Annotated in this window: 15 protein-coding genes; 5 read left to right on the top strand and 10 right to left on the bottom strand. The window is 69.1% G+C overall.

Features of this window, described 5'->3' with window-relative positions; genetic code table 11:
- Positions 1-512 (top strand): hypothetical protein (locus QOZ88_RS11450; protein WP_305999897.1); only part of this gene is annotated, 512 nt, incomplete at its 5' end.
- A 119-nt stretch (positions 513-631) separates the two neighbouring features.
- On the opposite strand, the gene QOZ88_RS11445 is transcribed toward QOZ88_RS11450, so the two are convergent.
- The 4 genes from QOZ88_RS11445 to QOZ88_RS11430 are packed head-to-tail and all read right to left on the bottom strand — an operon-like array spanning position 632 to position 6,610.
- A complete protein-coding gene (locus tag QOZ88_RS11445) occupies positions 632-1,897 on the bottom strand; it encodes a DUF3987 domain-containing protein (protein ID WP_305999896.1) in 1,266 nt (421 codons plus the stop codon).
- Between the two features lie 50 nt (positions 1,898-1,947).
- Positions 1,948-2,592 carry a hypothetical protein gene (locus QOZ88_RS11440; RefSeq protein WP_305999895.1) on the bottom strand — a complete coding sequence of 215 codons (645 nt, stop codon included), beginning with the start codon at positions 2,590-2,592 and terminating at the stop codon, positions 1,948-1,950.
- Positions 2,589-5,450: a site-specific integrase gene (locus QOZ88_RS11435; RefSeq protein ID WP_305999894.1), complete on the bottom strand. Its 2,862-nt coding sequence runs from the start codon at positions 5,448-5,450 to the stop codon at positions 2,589-2,591. Before QOZ88_RS11435 ends, QOZ88_RS11440 begins: the two co-directional genes overlap by 4 nt.
- A complete protein-coding gene (locus tag QOZ88_RS11430) occupies positions 5,447-6,610 on the bottom strand; it encodes a tyrosine-type recombinase/integrase (RefSeq protein ID WP_305999893.1) in 1,164 nt (387 codons plus the stop codon). The genes QOZ88_RS11435 and QOZ88_RS11430 overlap by 4 nt, the downstream gene beginning before the upstream one ends.
- A gap of 724 nt (positions 6,611-7,334) precedes the next feature.
- Between QOZ88_RS11430 and QOZ88_RS11425 the strand changes: the two genes are divergently transcribed.
- Positions 7,335-9,116 carry a 3-hydroxyacyl-CoA dehydrogenase family protein gene (locus QOZ88_RS11425; protein ID WP_305999892.1) on the top strand — a complete coding sequence of 594 codons (1,782 nt, stop codon included), beginning with the start codon at positions 7,335-7,337 and terminating at the stop codon, positions 9,114-9,116.
- A 3-nt stretch (positions 9,117-9,119) separates the two neighbouring features.
- Complete coding sequence (locus QOZ88_RS11420) at positions 9,120-9,425, top strand: hypothetical protein (RefSeq protein ID WP_305999891.1); 306 nt, start codon at positions 9,120-9,122, stop codon at positions 9,423-9,425.
- A 63-nt stretch (positions 9,426-9,488) separates the two neighbouring features.
- Here QOZ88_RS11420 and QOZ88_RS11415 read toward each other — a convergent pair whose 3' ends face one another.
- The 6 genes from QOZ88_RS11415 to mce all read right to left on the bottom strand — a co-directional run bounded on the left by QOZ88_RS11415 (position 9,489) and on the right by mce (position 15,396).
- The gene (locus QOZ88_RS11415) at positions 9,489-10,109 is read right to left on the bottom strand and encodes a class F sortase (protein ID WP_305999890.1); all 621 of its coding nucleotides are present in this window, start codon (positions 10,107-10,109) and stop codon (positions 9,489-9,491) included.
- 10 nt (positions 10,110-10,119) lie between these two features.
- A complete protein-coding gene (locus QOZ88_RS11410; RefSeq protein ID WP_305999889.1) occupies positions 10,120-10,980 on the bottom strand; it encodes a DUF4397 domain-containing protein in 861 nt (286 codons plus the stop codon).
- 85 nt (positions 10,981-11,065) lie between these two features.
- Positions 11,066-11,950: a hypothetical protein gene (locus QOZ88_RS11405; RefSeq protein ID WP_305999888.1), complete on the bottom strand. Its 885-nt coding sequence runs from the start codon at positions 11,948-11,950 to the stop codon at positions 11,066-11,068.
- A 67-nt stretch (positions 11,951-12,017) separates the two neighbouring features.
- The gene (locus QOZ88_RS11400) at positions 12,018-13,283 is read right to left on the bottom strand and encodes a DivIVA domain-containing protein (protein WP_305999887.1); all 1,266 of its coding nucleotides are present in this window, start codon (positions 13,281-13,283) and stop codon (positions 12,018-12,020) included.
- A 207-nt stretch (positions 13,284-13,490) separates the two neighbouring features.
- A complete protein-coding gene (ccrA, locus tag QOZ88_RS11395; protein ID WP_305999886.1) occupies positions 13,491-14,822 on the bottom strand; it encodes a crotonyl-CoA carboxylase/reductase in 1,332 nt (443 codons plus the stop codon).
- A 103-nt stretch (positions 14,823-14,925) separates the two neighbouring features.
- Positions 14,926-15,396, bottom strand: a complete 471-nt coding sequence (gene mce / locus QOZ88_RS11390) for a methylmalonyl-CoA epimerase (protein WP_406568224.1) — start codon at positions 15,394-15,396, stop codon at positions 14,926-14,928.
- Positions 15,397-15,599: 203 nt separating this feature from the next.
- Between mce and QOZ88_RS11385 the strand changes: the two genes are divergently transcribed.
- Positions 15,600-16,790, top strand: coding sequence for an acetyl-CoA C-acetyltransferase (locus QOZ88_RS11385; RefSeq protein ID WP_305999884.1), 1,191 nt, complete (start codon positions 15,600-15,602; stop codon positions 16,788-16,790).
- Entirely contained in the window at positions 16,787-17,824 is a 1,038-nt protein-coding gene (gene meaB / locus QOZ88_RS11380) for a methylmalonyl Co-A mutase-associated GTPase MeaB (RefSeq protein ID WP_305999883.1), read from the top strand. The genes QOZ88_RS11385 and meaB overlap by 4 nt, the downstream gene beginning before the upstream one ends.
- Positions 17,825-17,881 lie beyond the last annotated feature (57 nt).

The raw sequence follows: 17,881 nt of genomic DNA, 5'->3' as shown, positions 1-17,881 counted from the left end.
GTGGACCTCACTGGTGCGGATGTCTAGGCAACACCCATCCCAGCAGGACCACGGGCCCTCAACGTCTCCGGCCCAGCCTCACGATCTCCGGCTCACGCCTCGCCATCACCAGGAACCGCGAAGAGCCGCTTTACATGGCTGGTCGGCTGAATGCGAACGGCCAGGTGTCGGGCATCGAAAGCTTGCCAGCCCGCGCCCGCGCACTTCTGGACGGCACCGTGATACTGCAACCGCAAAAGAAGATGAGCGGTGCCTTGCAGGCGATGGGCTTCCGGCAGGTGTTGGCGAAGTACCCGAACGACGCCTGGGATTACGGCCTCGGGTGTTCATACGATGAGGACGACGTCGTCGCGTTGCGTGACTACCTCGCCGAGATGTTCGTGAAGTTGCCTAATGAGACAGTCATCGCCAAGTTGGCCTGCTATTTCGATGCCCTGGTCTATGGCGGCGGATACCAAGGCGACCTAGGATCTATGCACGCGAGGCTCGGGGTTCAACCGCCTTCCCCGTAGCACTCCCTACGCCAGGCGCCCCACTGGCTTTGTCACACACGCTTTGGGCAGCGATGACGGCCTTCCTCTGAGGACCGCTTGCTCTCTGCGACTGTCCCGATCACGGGTGGTCGCTGGCTTCACTTCTCCGCCATTGCGGCTGAGGAGTCCAACCCCATGGCGGCGTCTCTCTTGGTCGCATCCCTCTGTGCAGCGGAGGGACGCACGGTGCCTGGGTCTACGGGTAGCCAGATTCGTACCGCCCTAGACCCTGGCCCAGTCGGGGGACGAGTACCTTCGTGGAGGCGTCCCGCCCGGACCAGCGCCTTGATCCCTGTGTCCAGGAAGCGCTTGGTCCTGTTGCGAGAAAATAGATCCCGCACCTCGGTGGCGCTGACACCGGCAGGGATGTCTTTCACGGCCTCCCAGAGTTCATCGGCCGCCGGTTCTCCCAGCGAGTCGCCGAACACGTAGAGAGCAGTGGTCCGGCTGTGCTCCCATACGCTGACGGCGGCTCTGACGTGTTCCGGCTCAACCTCGCGACTCAGGTCCAGGATGGCGAAGAGCATGGCAAGACGGAAGATGTGCCCTGACGCGCGGCTCGTCGCCTCTCCCCAGATGCCCGGAGGGACAAACGCGTATCGCGAGTAGAGGTCTGGCCAGAGCGGCTTCGCTCGCTCAGAGAACCGAAAGGCCCGATGTTGGCGGCCGAACCGGAGTGCCTCGTGAGCAACCGAGAGTAAGTCCTCGTAGTCGATGTCCTCCACATCTCCGGGGAAGGGCATCTCCTTGGTCATGTAGGAAGCGACGAAGAGGAATCTATTCATGAAACCGTTGGCCAGTTCGGTGGCCGACGTGTATCGAGCCAACTCTGCCTCGGTCACATGCCCGATGAGGGAAAGATGTGGCTCCGAGCAACTGGCGGGCTGCGTCTTTGATTCGGTCGCCACGGGTTTCCCGTCCCATAGGTCCCGTATGATCTGGGACAGAATGTTGCCGTCTTTGCCCATCAACTTGAGCGTTCCGGAGAACTCGCTCTGCATCTCCAGGCTCCTCTTGTCGTCTACACCACCTTCGCCATCACGCATGCGCCAGACAAGGGCCTCGCCGGAGACGATGCCGGACCGCTTGTTGTTCCGAATGTAGTCGGGCTCCAGTAGCCGGAGAAAGTGCTCCACCATGTCCCAACCAGTGCCCTTCCGGCCACGTGCCGTCGGTCCGATTATGAGCAGGAACTCGTTGGTGTAGTTCCGCGAGCCGCCGACTGGCCAGTAGCAACCACGGCCGAGCATGTTTCCAAACCCGACGAGGAACTGGGTCAGCATGGCGGCGGGATCAGCCTCAGTCTGTTCGGCCAGTCGCCGAACCAGCAATCCAGCGACACCGTAGTAGGCGGCGTCGCCCATCGGGGGCGGAAAGTCGGTTGGCCGGGCGACTGGCCGTACATACTGATCGCTCATCTGATACGCCCCCGTCCCATCGTTTCCTTCAGTTGTGCGTTCTCCTTCCGAAGGGACGCGTTCTGTCGCATGTAGTCCTGCATCATGTGACGGACGCTTTCAATGTCCTCCTCCTTGGCGCGAGCCTCCTGTCGTGTCCGCTCAAGTTCCTCCGATACCTGAATGTGCCGCTCGTAGAGGTCATCGTAAGTGCGCAGTCTTTCTGTCACGTCGGGGTCAAGCGCTGATTGCATCGCCTGCGACCCCAGCAGTTTCTTCATGGCCTTTTCCCGCGTGTCCACAACTCGTTCTAGGCGCTTGATCGTCTCCTTCGCGTTTGCTAAGTCGACGCGGAGGCGTGCGATGTCGCTCGAAGGAACGCTCCGTCGGCGCGCGTTATCCCGGTCTTCTATGCGCCGCTTTGCCTCCTCGTAGAACTCCTTCATGGAACGCTCCACGCCGTCGCCATCGATGAGGGCGGCTCGGTAGAAGGTGGAGGCGTGAACCTTGACCTCCCGACAGAGTTGCGCGACGGGCTCAACAACGTGTCGCCTTTCCATCCCATCGATGGCGGCACGAAGAGCGGACGCTGCGGACATGCTGACGGCCTTCGCCTGCCGGGTTGGTCCAGCCGCCTTGCTGGTGGGGTCCTTAGTGGTCACTTCACCACTCCGGTGGTCCGCCGCTTCATTTCACGTTCCAGGCCCTCGTAGCCGGTTCCCGCGCCACGGACAAACGGCTGCACGTCCGTGATGTCAAGCCGTACCACCGTCCGAACGTTGTCCGGAATCAGTCGGCTGAACTCTCGTCGCTGTCTGCGCAGGTCTTGGATCGCCATGAGCACCGTCTGCGCCTCTTCCTCAGGAAGACGCCGCACCGCGTCCTGGCACTGCTCGATTAGGTCGAATACGGCATTGGCCTCCGCCTGGATAACTTGGGCGCGGAGGCGCCTCATGTCCTCGGTCGCAAATGGGCTTTCCGGCCCGAGTACGTGCTCCCGCGACTCAATAAGCCGGTTCCAGTGCTCGTACAGTTCCGGGAGATGCCCCGCATCGGTCGAGAAGTGCCTGCACGGCCCACAGGCGAAACCGGCAGGACAGGCGCGGGCGCCAGAGGCGAGCACCGACGGTTCGGCGCAGTATCCATGTGGAACTACCTGCGCGCGCATCAAAGCCTTCGCGTCCTCTGCGGACAAATCGACCCCAGGACCGACGGCGTATCTACGCCCGTACCAGTTGACCGCTGTGAGGGCCGCTACCCTTGCGGTCGCTTCGATCTTCCGTTCCATTGGCAGTCGGTAGTAGATCATCGTCGTGGCGACGGTTTCGTGCCCCATTAGTTCTTGAAGCACGTGGGGGTCTGTACCGGCATCCGCATGCGTTTGTGCGTACGTGTGGCGTAAGGCGTAGGGGAACACCTTGTGCTTCGGGAAGGTCCGCACGCGGGGATTCTCGGCCCGCTCTCTGCGGTCGAGATCTAGGAGCGATACGTTTGCCCCACCACTGGCCTGGCCGTCAGCAACCAGATCGGCTGCATCCGCCGCATCCTCCTCGTCGTCCGAGCCGCTGTTGTCCCGCGCCTCTTCCTCATCGATAACTTCATCGTCGTCCTGTCCGTCTGGCTTGGTAGGTATGTCAGGAGTGGCGTAGCCGCTACGGATCTGTTCAGGTGCCGGGATGGGAGGAAGGCTTCGAAGCCAGAGGCCCATGGCCACCCTGAACCATGTAGGAGAAACCGGCACGGTTCCATTCGGATTGAGCATTGGCGAGGGCCAGAGTGCGAGATCATTGATCGGGGTGTGCGGGAAATCCCTTCGGACGATCTGCTGCTGCTCTCGGATAGCGGTGATTGCATCCTCCTCGCCTGCGAGGGGAATGAGGTACCCAACAATGTGGACTTTCGGCATGTCAACCCGCAGTTTCGGGACGCCGTCCTCTTCTACGAGGCAATCGAGCGGCAAGGAGGACAACTCTGACGGTCGTCGCCCGACGGCAGCCTCCAGACGGAACAGGCGCTGGAACATTGGAACGGCGCGGTCAAGGTTCTCAGGCGTGAGCAAGAAGGACATGACTTCTGGCGGCAGCGCCTTTCCGACCTCCGAGCGAGGCTTCTTCGGTCGGGAGGGAATGTCTTTCCGGTGCAGTCGAAAGGCGGGACGCAGCCCTTGGCTGCGTAACTGTCCTCCTTGGTGGCGGTCCTGCAACTCGTCCAGCAGCATCTTGATGTGGCCGAGTTGCGCCCACCGGCGAGAGCCCGACATTGAGCCCATGACCCTGCGGGACTCCATGAAGCGCAAGAGGTTATGAATGTCCTCGCGGTCCAGCATTGTGAAATCGTTGCCCTCGGCGGAGCGCAAGCGGAGCGACGCTGACAGATTATTGAAGGCGTCCAACCATGCGCGAAGGGTGTCCAGCGCCTTGGTATCGACGAAGTCGTAGACGTAGGTCTGAACGGCCTCTCGCAACCAAGGTTGCGTGATCCTCGCGAAGTTGAGGTAACCAGCGCTAGCGCCGGACTTGCCCCAAACAGACAGGTCCCAGACCGGCTTGGTGCGCTCGGCTTGCGGAGTAGCGAAGTGGCGCCGCAGCACCCGCTTCGCAAGTGCAGCCATCCTGCGGCTTCCCCTCGCTACGACGTGATCGGAAAGCAGCATGATGTCGGTTACGGGGGTGTGACGGAGGATGTTCAGGAGTTCGACCACATCGCCGTGCGGATTCTTGTATCCGTTGGTGAGCAAGTGCAGAAACAGGATTAGGACTTGTGAACGCACGCGGGGCGAGAGGAACCCCAAGTGAAGTTCGTTCGAGTAGTTCTTGTCCGTAGCGCGTCGATGTAGTTCGGCGAGCGCCTCCCCGTAGTCGTAGCCCTTATGACTGCGGAGGTGATACGCCGCATGGAAGTGGTGAACACAGAGGGCCCTTGCCGCTGCGTTGGTGCCAGGAGTTCGCTCTCCCCACCCGCGATACCCCTGCCCGCCGCAGAGGGCGCAGGGGGGCATGGTGGGTAGAGGACCGCCGCGCCGTGAGGTGAGGGGGGCGCGCTCGGCAACGAATACTTGAGGGTCGTCGTAGCAAGTGCTTGTCTTACGGGCACGCATCCAGCCCGAGTGGTGGGTAAGGCAGAACGGCTTGTCGTTCATGGCTGGGCGCTCGTGGTCGGGCACTCGGCAGATCAGGCACAACGGTAACTCCTTTGGGACTGTTACTGCTCGCATGCCCGCTACCTCAAGACCTATCCAGTGCTCGGGGTCGTCGGGCTTACCGGCCTTCACCCAGCGCTCGCGATGCGTAGTGCAGTAGGGCGGGTGCCTGCGAATGCGCGAGCATCCGTCGAGGTCGCAAATGTTCGTCTTGAACACCGAATGATTGAGGTCCGGCACGAAAACGGCAGTTGCGTCATCGTACGTACCAAAGCCTGCGAGTACGTTGTAGTCGATCGCTCCTTCGATGTCTGCGGTCGTCGTGGTGGGGGTGTAATCATTGAGGATGGTCTCGATGACTCTGAGGGCTCCAGTGGTCATGGGTTGCGCCCCTCCCGGAGGTAACGTGCTCTCTTCTCGGTCGCCTTAGCCATGGCCTCTTGTGAGATGTGGACGTAGATGCTGCGAGTCGTCTCGGGGCTCGCGTGGCCGAGCATCTCCTGCACAACTTCGATGGAGGCGCCCTCGTCTAGTGCGGAGGACGCCCAGTAGTGGCGAAGTGCGTGTGGGCGCAGGTCTGGAACGCCAGCCTGCCGACCCCACCGGGCCACCATCGACCGGATGCTCTTGATGCTCAGGGCTTGTCCGCGTCGCGTGGGATCACCGAGGACGACGAGGAGCATGTCATTGTCGTCAGCGTCGGGCGCAAGGTTGAGTCGTTGGGCTGTGTAGAGGTCATAGGCGACCAGCATCAGTGGATCCATCGGATAGGCGCGACCGTCTCCCGTCTTTGCCAGGGCACGGTTGGGATTGTCGAACCGTTTGACAACATGCAAGTGTGGGCCTCGGACGCGACATAGGTCCTCGCGCCCCTCCTTCAATCCCCAGGGATCGAGCAGCGCGTACTCGACTGCGTCCGGGACCGCGTGAAGGTCGTAGCGCCGGAAACCGGCCACCGTCCCAATCCTCAATGGGAGCAGGCTCAAGAGGGTGTAGATGAAAAAGTTCCTGGGGTTGTCCTCCGCAGCCACTGCATCGAGGATTCGTAGGGCTTCGTCGGGGTTAGGCATGTTCGGCCGACTCGGCTTCGACGGAGCAAAGGCGTGCCGGGGCCTGCGGACCGTCCTATCCCGCCTGTCTACATAGACCCAGAGGAGGTCAAGGGCCTCGTTTGCCACCAGCCCGTGGCTGACCAGGTGGTCATACAGGTCGCGCACGGCGATCAGGATGTTGTTGTTCTGCTGGAGATTACGTGTGCGATTCTGTCCGCGACCCTGGCGAGTCACTGGCGTGACACGTAGGAAGTTTAGGAAGTCTGCGAACCTCTCTGCGGCTTCCAGATAAGAGAGTTGCCGCTCCGTCTGCCAGGTGAAGAAGATCGGCAGTCGTGATGCGTACGTGTCTGCCGTGCTGGGCTGATGCTCCGCCTTCTCTCGGAGATAGGCGAGGCTGTCCACGTGGGGAAGAAGTGACTCGGTGTCCACAACGATGCGGCGCTGCGCTGCGCCCGTACCCACCATCGTCGACTTGAAGACTGACATGACCGAGAGCCTGAGGTCATCCATTAGCGCCGCACTACAGGGGCATGGAAGATTCCGCGCTAGTCCTGGCGCGCCGTTGCGGTGTGCGATTGTGCGCCCGGCGGGAATAAACTGTTCCAGGCGCAATAAACTCACCGATCGCACTCGTGCCTGCGGTCGTTATGCCATTCCCCTCTCTTGGGGAGGGCGTTAAACGTGCAGGTCAACGGCACGTGGTCGAGTCAGTTGTGAAGACGAGGCGCTGGCAGTGAACGGTCGCCGTCAGAGTTACGTGTCGATGCAACACAAAAGTCGCCGCAGGCGAGCCCAGCATGGGCGTCGCGGGCGACTGACATGCGTGTGCGAGAGGAACAGCGGACCTGCCGCTGCCTGAACCGACGGCTGGGTCACCGTTGATGCGACGGCTTCCGACGGGAGGGATGGGGGCATGGACGTTGTCGCGTCCAACCGTGTGTGCGGTCGGGCGCAGTGGTCCGCGAGGAGTCTGGGAGGGTCATAGAACACAGGACCGCGGCATCGACTGCGTGACCGTCGACTACGCCGTGCTCAAGGGCACCGACGACCCGACCCAGCGTCTCTTCTGAGAGGACGCCGTCCCTCCACCCTCCGCTCGACCGGGGCGGGCCTCCGGACGGTGCCGTGGCTACCTGCCGGTAGCCCCTGCGGCCCCGGGTGGCCGGGGTGAGAGACTTCCCCGCGATCACCGGCGATGGGAGATGGCAACGTGGCCAGGGAACTGAACGAGGTCGGCGTCGTGGGGCTGGGCACCATGGGTGCCGGCATCACGGAGGTGCTCGCGCGGGCGGGGCTGTCGGTCACCGCCGTGGAGACCGGTGAGGACGCGCTGGCGCGCGGCCGGGGTCACGTGGAGCAGTCGACCGACCGGGCGGTCGCCCGCGGCAAGCTCGACCCCGCCGACCGGGACGCGATCTTCGAGCGGATCCGCTTCTCCACCTCGCTGGAGGACCTGGCGAACGCGGAGCTGGTCATCGAGGCCATCCCCGAGCGCATGGAGCTCAAGGCCGACGTCTTCGCCAAGCTGGACAAGATCTGCCCGCCGGACACGATCCTGGCGACCAACACCTCCAGCCTGTCGGTGACCGAGCTGTCGGTGGTCACCGGGCGGCCGAGCAAGGTCATCGGGATGCACTTCTTCAACCCCGCGCCGGTCATGAAGCTGGTCGAGGTGGTCCGCACCGTCGTCACCGAGCCCGAGGTCGTCGAGACCGTCGAGGCGCTCGCCGACCGGCTGGGCAAGGTCGACGTGACCATCGGCGACAAGGCCGGCTTCATCGCCAACGCCCTGCTCTTCGGCTACCTCAACCACGCGGTCTCCATGTACGAGAACCGCTACGCCTCGCGCGAGGACATCGACGCCGCGATGCGTCTGGGCTGCGGGCTGCCCATGGGTCCGCTGTCGCTCATGGACCTCATCGGCATCGACACCGCCTACGAGATCCTCGACACGATGTACAAGCAGTCGCGGAACCGGCTGCACGCGCCCAGCCCCGTGATCAAGCAGATGATGACCGCCGGGCTGCTGGGCCGGAAGTCCGGGCGCGGCTTCTACACCTACGCCGAACCGGGCTCGGCCGAGGTCGTCGCCGATGCGCAGACCCCCACCCCGGGCGGTGCCGCGGCCGGCGCCCGCGAGGTGCGGACCGTCGGCGTCGTCGGCTCGGGCACGATGGCCACCGGCATCATCGAGGTCGCCGCCAAGGGCGGCTACGACGTGCGCTTCGTCGCCCGCTCGCCCGAGAAGGTCGAGGGCGTCACCACGGCGCTCACCAAGTCCCTGGACAAGCAGGTCGTCCGCGGCCGCCTCGACGAAGCGGCCAAGGAGGAGATCCTCGGCCGGGTCTCCGGCACCACGTCGCTGGACGACCTCGCCGACCGCGACCTGGTCATCGAGGCCGTCGTGGAGTCGCTCCCGGTCAAAGAGGCGCTGTTCGCCAACCTCGGCGAGATCGCCAAGCCGGGGGCGGTGCTCGCCACCACCACCTCGAGCCTGCCGGTCATCGAGTGCGCCAAGGCCAGCGGCCGCCCGGCCGACATCGTGGGCATGCACTTCTTCAACCCCGCGCAGGTCATGAAGCTCGTCGAGGTCGTCTCGACGATCTCGACCGCGCCCGACGTCGCCGCCACCGTCCACGCCGTGTCGGCGCAGCTGGGCAAGCACGCCGTCTCCTGCACCGACCGCGCCGGCTTCATCGTCAACGCGCTGCTCTTCCCGTACCTGAACGACGCGGTGAAGATGCTGGAGGCGCACTACGCCACCTCCGACGACATCGACGCCGCCATGAAGGTCGGCTGCGGCTACCCGATGGGGCCGTTCGAGCTGCTGGACGTCGTGGGCCTCGACGTCTCGCTGGCGATCGAGAAGGAGCTCTACACCGAGTTCCGCGAGCCGGGCTTCGCGCCGGCGCCCCTGCTGGAGCACCTGGTCACCGCCGGCTACCTCGGCCGCAAGACCGGCCGCGGGTTCCGGGACTACGCCAGCCGCTGACGCGTGCCCCGTCGCCGCCCGCGGGCCGGTTCCCGACCTGGTGGTCGGGAACCGGTCCGGCGCGCCGACCCGGTCGAGGAGGCCGCCGACGGCGACTGGGTCGTGCGGCCGATCACCGGTGCCGCCACCGGCAAGACCTACCGCTGCCCGGGCTGCGACCAGGAGATCCGCACCGGGACACCGCACGTGGTGGCCTGGCCCGCCTACGTGCGGGACTCCGACCTGGACCCGTGGGACGTCGACTCGGCGGCCGACCGGCGGCGGCACTGGCACACGGCGTGCTGGCGTTCGCGCGAGCGCCGGCGTTGACGTAGCACCTCCTGCGCCCACCGCTCGCACGCTCGCAGCGGGCCCCTGCAGGAGGCCGTTCCCTCACGTCGCGAGACGGGCCGAGACGACGACGTTGTCCCGGTAGCTGCCCATCGCGGCATCGAACTCCCCGCCGCAGGTGATCAGCCGGAGCTCGGCCCGGGGTGTCGGGCCGTAGACCTCCTCGGTCGGGAACCGGTCCTTCGGGAACCGTTCGGCACCGGTCACGGTGAAGCGCACCGTCGTGCCGTCGGCCCGGTCCACCAGCACCTCGTCGCCGGCCACCAGTTCGTCCAACCGGAAGAACACGGCGGGCCCGTCCCGGGAGTCGACGTGCCCGGCGATCACGGACGGCCCGACGGCACCGGGGGCCGGCCCCCCGGTGAACCAGCCGGCGCGGGTGTGGTCCGCGGGCGGCTCCAGGGCGCCGACGCCGTCGACGCCGAGCTCGACCAGCGGGCTGTCCACGCCGATCGCCGGGAGTCGGACCCGGACCGGCGATGCCGCCGTGACCGCGGTGCCGTACCCGGCCACCAGGGGGGCCGGTGCATCCGCGATGACCTCTGCCGCCGGAGGGTCCGCGTCGGGGGACACCAGTGCGACCGTGCCCGAGACCAGCGCGGTGCCGGCGAGCAGCCGCAGCAGCGTCGGTACGGGCCGTCGCGGCCGACGGTGGGAGCCCACCGGGCCCGCCTCAGGAACCGGCGGCGTGCCGGGGCGGGTCGCGGCGCGACCACGCAGCCAGCAGCAGGCCGGTGAGGAGCGTCAGACCGGCGGCGCCGGCCACGACGGCGGGGAGCGGACCTCCGGCCCCCGCCGCCCCGCCGGCTCCCGCCTCCACACCGCCGGTCGGGACCACGCCCGGGCCTGCGGCGTCCAGGACCGGGCGCACGGTCAGCCCGCCCCCTGGCTGGTCGAGGACGAAGAGGCTGTACACGGAGCCGGGTGCCAGCTCCAGCGGCAGTTCGGTGGGCTCGCCGTCCACCGTCAGCTGCAACGATCCGGCGTCGCCGGCCACGGTGGCGTAGTCGCCGGCCTCGGCGAACGCCAGGTCGGTGGCGAGGTCCGTGCCGCCGACGGCGGCGTCCAGCGTCAGCGCCGAGGCGGCGGCGGAGATGATCCGCACGCGGGCCTGGCCGGACGGCGCGAGCGTGAGGTCGTCCTCGAGCACCTCGAGGCCCAGATCGGCGAAGGGCCCGACCCCGGCGACGGTGCGCACGTCGCCGTCGCCGATCTCCACGGTGGTCGACAGGACCGCCGGAGCGGACGGGTCGGCGCCGGCCTGCCGCATGCTCACCGTGTAGACACCCGCCGGCACGTCCTGGTAGTCGGAGATGGTCCCGTAACCGACACCGGGCACGGTGAGCAGCGCCGTCCCGTCCCCCGGGTCGGCGACCGAGTCGACGTAGACGTCGACCGCCGGGGTGTCCGGTGACAGGTGCGCCAGGCGCAAGAGCCCGGCGCCCTCGGTGGCGGCCCCCGCGCCGGTGGGGGCGACGAGGAGGAAACCGGCACCGAGCGCGGCGACGGACAGCAGACGGATCAACCGGTCCACAGTGGCTCCAGGGGGTCGGGATCGGACCGGGAAGAGGCCCTCGGCTCCATTCGGCCACTCCACGCGTCTTCTGTCCAACCGGGCGTCACGGCGTCCCTTCGGCGACGAGCGCGTCAGGGTCGGACGCGTAGCGGTAGGAGAGCAGGACGCCCTCCTCCACCACCTCGACGCGGTCGGGTGCGAACGGCGGGAGCTGGGCCTCCAGCCAGGTGCGCAGTTCCGCGGTGGCTGCTTCCCCGGCGCCGACCGGTGCGCTGCCCACGGCGTCGATCAGCACGGCGCGCGCCGGCCCCTCGGCCCCCTCGACGCGCGGGAACGACGCCACGCCGACGCCCTCCCGGGCGGTGAGCACCGCCAGGAGGGACAGCAGCCGCATGTCCACGTCGGCCGACCGCAGCACCGCGGCGGCCTGCTCCCCGGCCCGCGCCGTGGGGTTGGCCAGCACCGCCTCGGCCAGCGCCCGCCGCCGTTCGAGGTGCTCCCGCGCCGGGGCACCGGGGGAGGGGTCGCCCAGGACGAGTTCGTCGAAGCGGGCGACCACCCGGCCGCCGGGCTCTGCGGAGCCCTCCACCACCGTGAGGACGAGGTCGTCCGGGCCGGTGGGCCGGCCGGTCGCCAGCAGCTCGTCGCCTGCACCGGCGGCGCGCAGGTCGTCGCGCACGTCCCCCTCGGCGCGCAGTTGCGTGCCGGGAGGCAGTTCGCGGTCGGCCCAGTCCAGCAGGGCCGCTGCGGCGGGCCGGGCGGTGGTGCCGGTCCGGGGCGCGCTGCCGGTGCCCGGGACGGTGGTCGCCGTCGGGGCGCTGGACGGGGCAGAACGCTCCGGCCCCGTCACCAGGGTGGCTGCCGCCGCGACCAGCACCGCGGCGAGCGCCCCCACGAGGACGAACGGCGCGCGGCGGTCGCCGAGAGCCGCGCGGAGCGGCCCCACGGCGCGGTGCCGGGGGCGGTGCCGCGCGCTGCGGGTCGGCACCGCACCTCCTCCTCGGCGTCCGTGGACGGTTCGGCCCGCGGCTAGCGAGGCCGGTGGGCCACGGGCCTCAGCCCTGGGCCCGGACCGGCTGGTCGACGGAGTCGGTGGCCGGGTTCCCGGTCGCAGCAACCGCGGGGTCGGGCTGCTCCGTCGAGGTCGCGCCGCTGCCCGTCGGGCGCGGCGGCAGGGGCAGCGCACGGGTGGTCGGCTCGGCCCGCTGGACCGCGGGGAAGGTGGCGGTCACCGGCTCGGCGCGGGTGGGCTGGCGGGCCGCGGCGGCCTCGCCCTCGCCCCGGGCGGCCTGCACGACCGGCTGCTGCCCCGTCTGGGGCCCGGCGACCGGGGCGGGAGCCTGACCGGTGGGTGCGGCCGTCTCCACTCGCTCCGCCTGCGCGCGCTGGGCCGGCTGCGGAGCGGTGGTCGGCTGCTGGGGTGCGGACTGCGGGGCCGTGGTCTGCTGCGGGGCCGACTCGGTGGTGCGGGCGGTGGGCTGCGGGCGCCGCCCGGCGTCGGCGTCGTCGCGGGGCTGCTGCGGGCGGTCGCCCAGGTCGGGCAGGTTGTCCAGCAGGCGCCGGGCCTGCACCAGCCGGCTGGTGAGCTCGTCGCGGACCTCCCGGATGGCCTCGGCGCGGGCCTCGGCCTCGGCGACGAGCCCTGCTGCGTGCTGCTCCGCGGCGGCGATCCGCTGGCGCGCGGCCTGGGTGGAGACGCGCTCGCGCTCCTCCTCGACCCGCGCCGCCTCGGCCCGGCGGGCGCGCTGCGCGATGTCGAAGTCCTCCTCGACCTTGGCGCGACGGGCCTGCGACTCGGCGTCGAGCCGGGCGACCCGCTCCTGGGCCTTGGCGACCAGCTCGTCGGCGCGCTGCTGGGCCTTCTGCGCGATCTGCTCGGCGCTCTGCCGCGCCTCGGCGATCATCCGCTCGACCTCCGCCTGCCCGGCGGCGTGGCGCTCCAGAAGCGCCCGCTCCTCGGCGGCGGTCTGCTCGCGCACGGCCATCGCGTCGGCCTCGGCGGCGCGGCGGATCTCCCCCGCCTCCTCCTCGGCCAGCTGCAGCATGTGCTGGATGCGCTCGCTGATGTTCTCGAACGTGGGTGCGGCGGCGGTCGCGGCCTTGCGGCGGAGCGACTCGATCTCGCCGTGGAGCGCCGACAGCTGGCTGGCCAGGTCGGAGGAGCGCGCGACGGCGGCGTCACGGTCGGCGAGGGCGATGCGGAAGTCCGCCTCGAGCCGCTCGATCGTGTCGGCGACCTGGCTGCGGTCGTACCCCCGCAGGACCACGTCGAACGAGTGCTGCGCCTCGTGCACCGGCATGTCACGGCGGGGGTCGCTCATGGGTTCCATCCTCGCAGAAGGGCTGGGGCCCGTCACCGTCCCGGGCGTGGTCCGCCCCAGATGCACCGGGCGTCCCAGACGACACGCCGGGCGACGCGCGCAGGGGCCGGGCCGCATCGCGGCCCGGCCCCTGGTGACCCGAGCGGGTGGCCCTCCTGCAGGGCCCCGCCGCGAGCGTGCGAGCGGTGGGGGGGCAGGAGGGTCCTTTCACACGCCGCGGAAGCGGTTGATCGCCTCGATGTGCTTCTGGCGCTTCTCGGCGTCCTTGACACCGAGCCCCTCCTCGGGGGCGAGGGTCAGGACGCCGACCTTGCCCTGGTGGGCGTTGCGGTGGACGTCGAGGGCGGCCTGGCCGACCTCCTCCATCGGGTAGACCTTCGACAGCGTCGGGTGGATGAGGCCCTTGTCGATGAGCCGGTTGGCCTCCCACGCCTCCTTGTAGTTCGCGAAGTGCGAGCTCAGGATCTTCTTGAGGTTCATCCAGAGGTACCGGTTGTCGTACTCGTGCAGGTATCCCGTGGTCGAGGCGCAGGTGATGATCGTGCCGCCCTTCTTGGCCACGTAGACGCTGGCACCGAAGGTCTCCCGGCCGGGGTGCTCGAAGACGATGTCGACGTCCTCGCCGCCGGTGAGCTCACGGATCTTCTTGCCGAGGCGCTGCCACTCCTTGGGGTCCTGGGTGTCGTCGTCCTTCCAGAACCTGTAGCCCTCGGCAGAGCGGTCGATGACCAGTTCGGCGCCCATCGCGCGGACGATCTCGGCCTTCTCGGGGCTGCTCACCACGCACACCGGGATCGCGCCGCCGTTGAGCGCCATCTGGGTGGCGTACGAGCCCAGGCCGCCCGAAGCGCCCCAGATGAGCACGGTGTCGCCCTGCTTCATGTTGGCGCCGTTCTTGCTCACCAGCTGGCGGTAGGCGGTCGAGTTGACCAGGCCCGGGCTCGCGGCCTCCTCCCACGTGAGGTGGGCGGGCTTGGGCATGAGCTGGTTGCTCTTGACCAGCGCCAGCTCCGCGAGGCCGCCGAAGTTGGTCTCGAAGCCCCAGATGCGCTGCTGCGGGTCCATCATCGTGTCGTCGTGGCCGGCCGGGTCCTCGAGCTCCACCGAGAGGCAGTGCGCGACGACCTCGTCGCCCGGCTTCCACTTGTTGACCCCGGGGCCCACGCGCAGCACGACGCCGGCCAGGTCCGAGCCGACCACGTGGTAGGGCAGGTCGTGCCGCTTGGTGAGCTCGGAGACGCGGCCGTAGCGCTCGAGGAAGCCGAAGGTGGAGACCGGCTCGAAGATCGACGTCCAGACGGTGTTGTAGTTCACCGAGGACGCCATGACGGCCACGATCGCCTCGCCCGGGCCGAGCTCCGGCGTCGGGACCTCCTCGACGTGGAGGGACTTGCGCGGGTCCTTCTCCTTGGTGGGCATGCCCACGAACATGTCCTGCTCGTCCTTGCGGACCAGCACGGCGCGGTAGGACTCCGGCACGGCCAGGCCGCCGAGGGCGTCCAGCTGGTCGGCGAGGATGGCGTCCCTGATCTCGTTCACGCGAACTCCTGGGTCGTCGGTGGCCGTGGTCGGCCGGCTCGGAGGGCGGTGCAGGTGCGGGTGCGGAGAGGTTACCGGTGGGTAACCGCGCGGGTCGGGGTGGTCAGTGCGCGGTGGGCGCGGCCGGCTCGACGAGCTCGACCAGGACGCCGCCGGCGTCCTTGGGGTGGACGAAGTTCACCCGGCTGTCCGACGTGCCGCGCTTGGGCGTGTCGTAGAGCAGCCGCAGGCCGCGCTCGCGCAGCGTCGCGCTGACCGCCTCGACGTCGTCGACCCGGAAGGCGAGCTGCTGCAGGCCGGGCCCCGAGCGGCCGATGAACTTGGCGATGGTGGACTCCGGGGTCAGCGGCGCGAGCAGCTGGATCCGGGTCTCACCGGTGCCGACGGCGAGCATCGCCTCGCGGACGCCCTGCTCCTCGTTGGTCTCCTCGTGCACCGAGTGCACCCCGAAGGCCCGGGCGTAGAAGGCGATCGCCTCGTCCAGGTCCGGGACGGCGATGCCCACGTGGTCGATGGTCGTCAGCAGGCCCTCGGGCAGCCCGGGGCGCTCGGCGTCGTTGCTCACGCCAGGCATAGTGCCGTCAAGACGTCTGAGACGACAGGTCGGTGTGGCAGGCCTCACCCCCACGGCGTGACCTCGGCCACTCATCCGGCCCTGCCGCGCGTCGGGCGGCCGTCCTATCCTTCCCGGAAGGCCCGACGCCGCGCCGGTATCGCCGTCGCGGTGCGTCCCGACAACGTGGTCGCCACCGGCGGCGGCCCGGCACTGGAGGCAGCATGTCCCGCTCGGTCATCGTCAGCGGCGCCCGTACCCCGATGGGCCGGCTCCTCGGCTCGCTGAAGGACTTCTCCGCGGCCGACCTCGGGAGTGTCGCCATCAAGGCCGCGCTCGAGCGGGCCGGCATCTCCGGCGACCAGGTCGATTACGTGATCATGGGCCAGGTCATCCAGGCAGGGGCCGGCCAGAACCCCGCCCGCCCGGCCGCGGTGGCCGGCGGCATCCCGATGTCGGTCCCGTCGCTGACCATCAACAAGGTCTGCCTCTCCGGCATGAACGCCATCGCGCTCGCCGACCAGCTCATCCGCGCGGGCGAGTACGACGTCGTCGTCGCCGGTGGCATGGAGTCGATGACCCAGGCGCCGCACCTGCTGGCGGGCTCGCGCACCGGCACCAAGTACGGCGACACCGCGCTGATCGACTCGATGGCCCACGACGGGCTGTCGGACACCTTCGACCAGGTGGCGATGGGCGCGCTCACCGAGCAGGCCAACAGCCGCTACGACCTGACCCGCGAGGAGCAGGACGAGTTCGCCGCCGCGAGCCACCAGAAGGCCGCGCGCGCCGCCAAGGACGGGATCTTCGACGAGGAGATCACCCCCGTCCTCATCCCGCAGCGCAAGGGCGACCCGATCGAGTTCCGCGAGGACGAGGGCATCCGCCCCGACACCACCGCCGAGAGCCTCTCGAAGCTGAAGCCCGCCTTCGCCAAGGACGGCACGATCACCGCCGGCACCGCCTCGCAGATCTCCGACGGCGCCTGCGCCGTCGTGGTGATGAGCGCCGAGAAGGCCGCCGAGCTGGGCTGCACGGTCATCGCCGAGATCGGTGCGCACGGCGTCGTCGCCGGTCCGGACGCCACGCTGCAGAGCCAGCCGTCGCGGGCGATCCAGAAGGCCTGCGAGCGCGAGGGCATCGACCCGAAGTCCCTCGACCTGGTCGAGCTGAACGAGGCCTTCGCCGCGGTCGGCATCGTCTCCACCCGCGAGCTCGGCATCGACCCGGAGAAGGTGAACCCCAACGGCGGCGCCATCGCCCTGGGGCACCCGATCGGCATGAGCGGCGCCCGGATCGTCCTGGACCTCGCGCTCGAGCTGCGCCGCCGCGGTGGCGGCGTCGGTGCCGCGGCGCTCTGCGGCGGCGGCGGCCAGGGCGACGCGCTGATCCTGCACGTGCCCGCGAAGGCGTGACGACAGAGGGGACCGCAGTCCAGTCGCCGGCTTCGGGGCCCCCTCGGGGGCAAGCGCCCACCCGCCGCTCCCGGCGGTCCGCTGACGTCCCGGCGCTCGTCGCGGGCGCCCGCGAGGGTGACGCGCGGTCGGTGGCCCGGCTGATCTCGCTGGTGGAGGACGCCAGCCCGGCGCTGCGCGAGGTGGCGGCGGCGCTGGCGCCGCACACCGGCAGCGCCCAGGTCATCGGCCTCACCGGTTCGCCGGGTGTCGGCAAGTCGACGTCGACGACCGCGCTGGTGCGCGCGCTCCGGCAGGCGGGCAAGCGGGTCGGGGTGCTGGCCGTCGACCCGTCCTCGCCCTTCTCCGGGGGCGCCCTGCTCGGCGACCGCGTGCGCATGCAGGACCACGCGGGCGACAGCGGCGTCTTCATCCGGTCGATGGCCTCGCGCGGGCACCTCGGCGGGCTCTCCTGGGCCACGCCGCAGGCGCTGCGGGTGCTCGACGCGGCCGGCTGCGACGTGGTGCTGATCGAGACGGTCGGGGTCGGGCAGTCGGAGCTCGAGATCGCCTCGCTCGCCGACACCACGCTCGTGCTGGTCGCCCCCGGCATGGGCGACGGGATCCAGGCGGCCAAGGCCGGGATCCTGGAGGTCGCCGACGTCTTCGTCGTCAACAAGGCCGACCGGGACGGCGCCGACCAGACGGTGCGCGACCTGCGCTACATGCTCTCCCTCGGGGGTCGGCACTCCGAGGCGGGCCACTGGCGCCCGCCGATCTGCCGCACGGTCGCCGCCCGCGACACCGACAACGGCGTCGACGAGGTGCTGGCGCGGATCGAGGAGCACCGGCAGTGGCTGGAGTCCTCGGGTGAGGGGCACCGCCGGCGGAGCGAGCGGGCCGCCCGCGAGATCGAGGCGATCGCGCTGGCCACGCTGCGCGAGCGGATGGGCGACGTGCGCGGCTCGGCGGCGCTGGGCACGCTGGCCGACGCGGTGGTGGGTGGCGGGACCGACCCCTACCGCGCCGCCGACGAGCTGCTCGGCCAGCTGTAGGCGCTGACCGCGCAGGTCGGGCGCCCACCGGCCAGGATGGGACGGGTGAACGGACTA

It is taken from the genome of Blastococcus carthaginiensis, assembly GCF_030731085.1.
GTDB lineage: Bacteria > Actinomycetota > Actinomycetes > Mycobacteriales > Geodermatophilaceae > Blastococcus > Blastococcus carthaginiensis.
The sequence above is the reverse complement of the archived record's forward strand: the minus strand, read 5'-3'. Positions and strand labels throughout refer to the sequence as shown.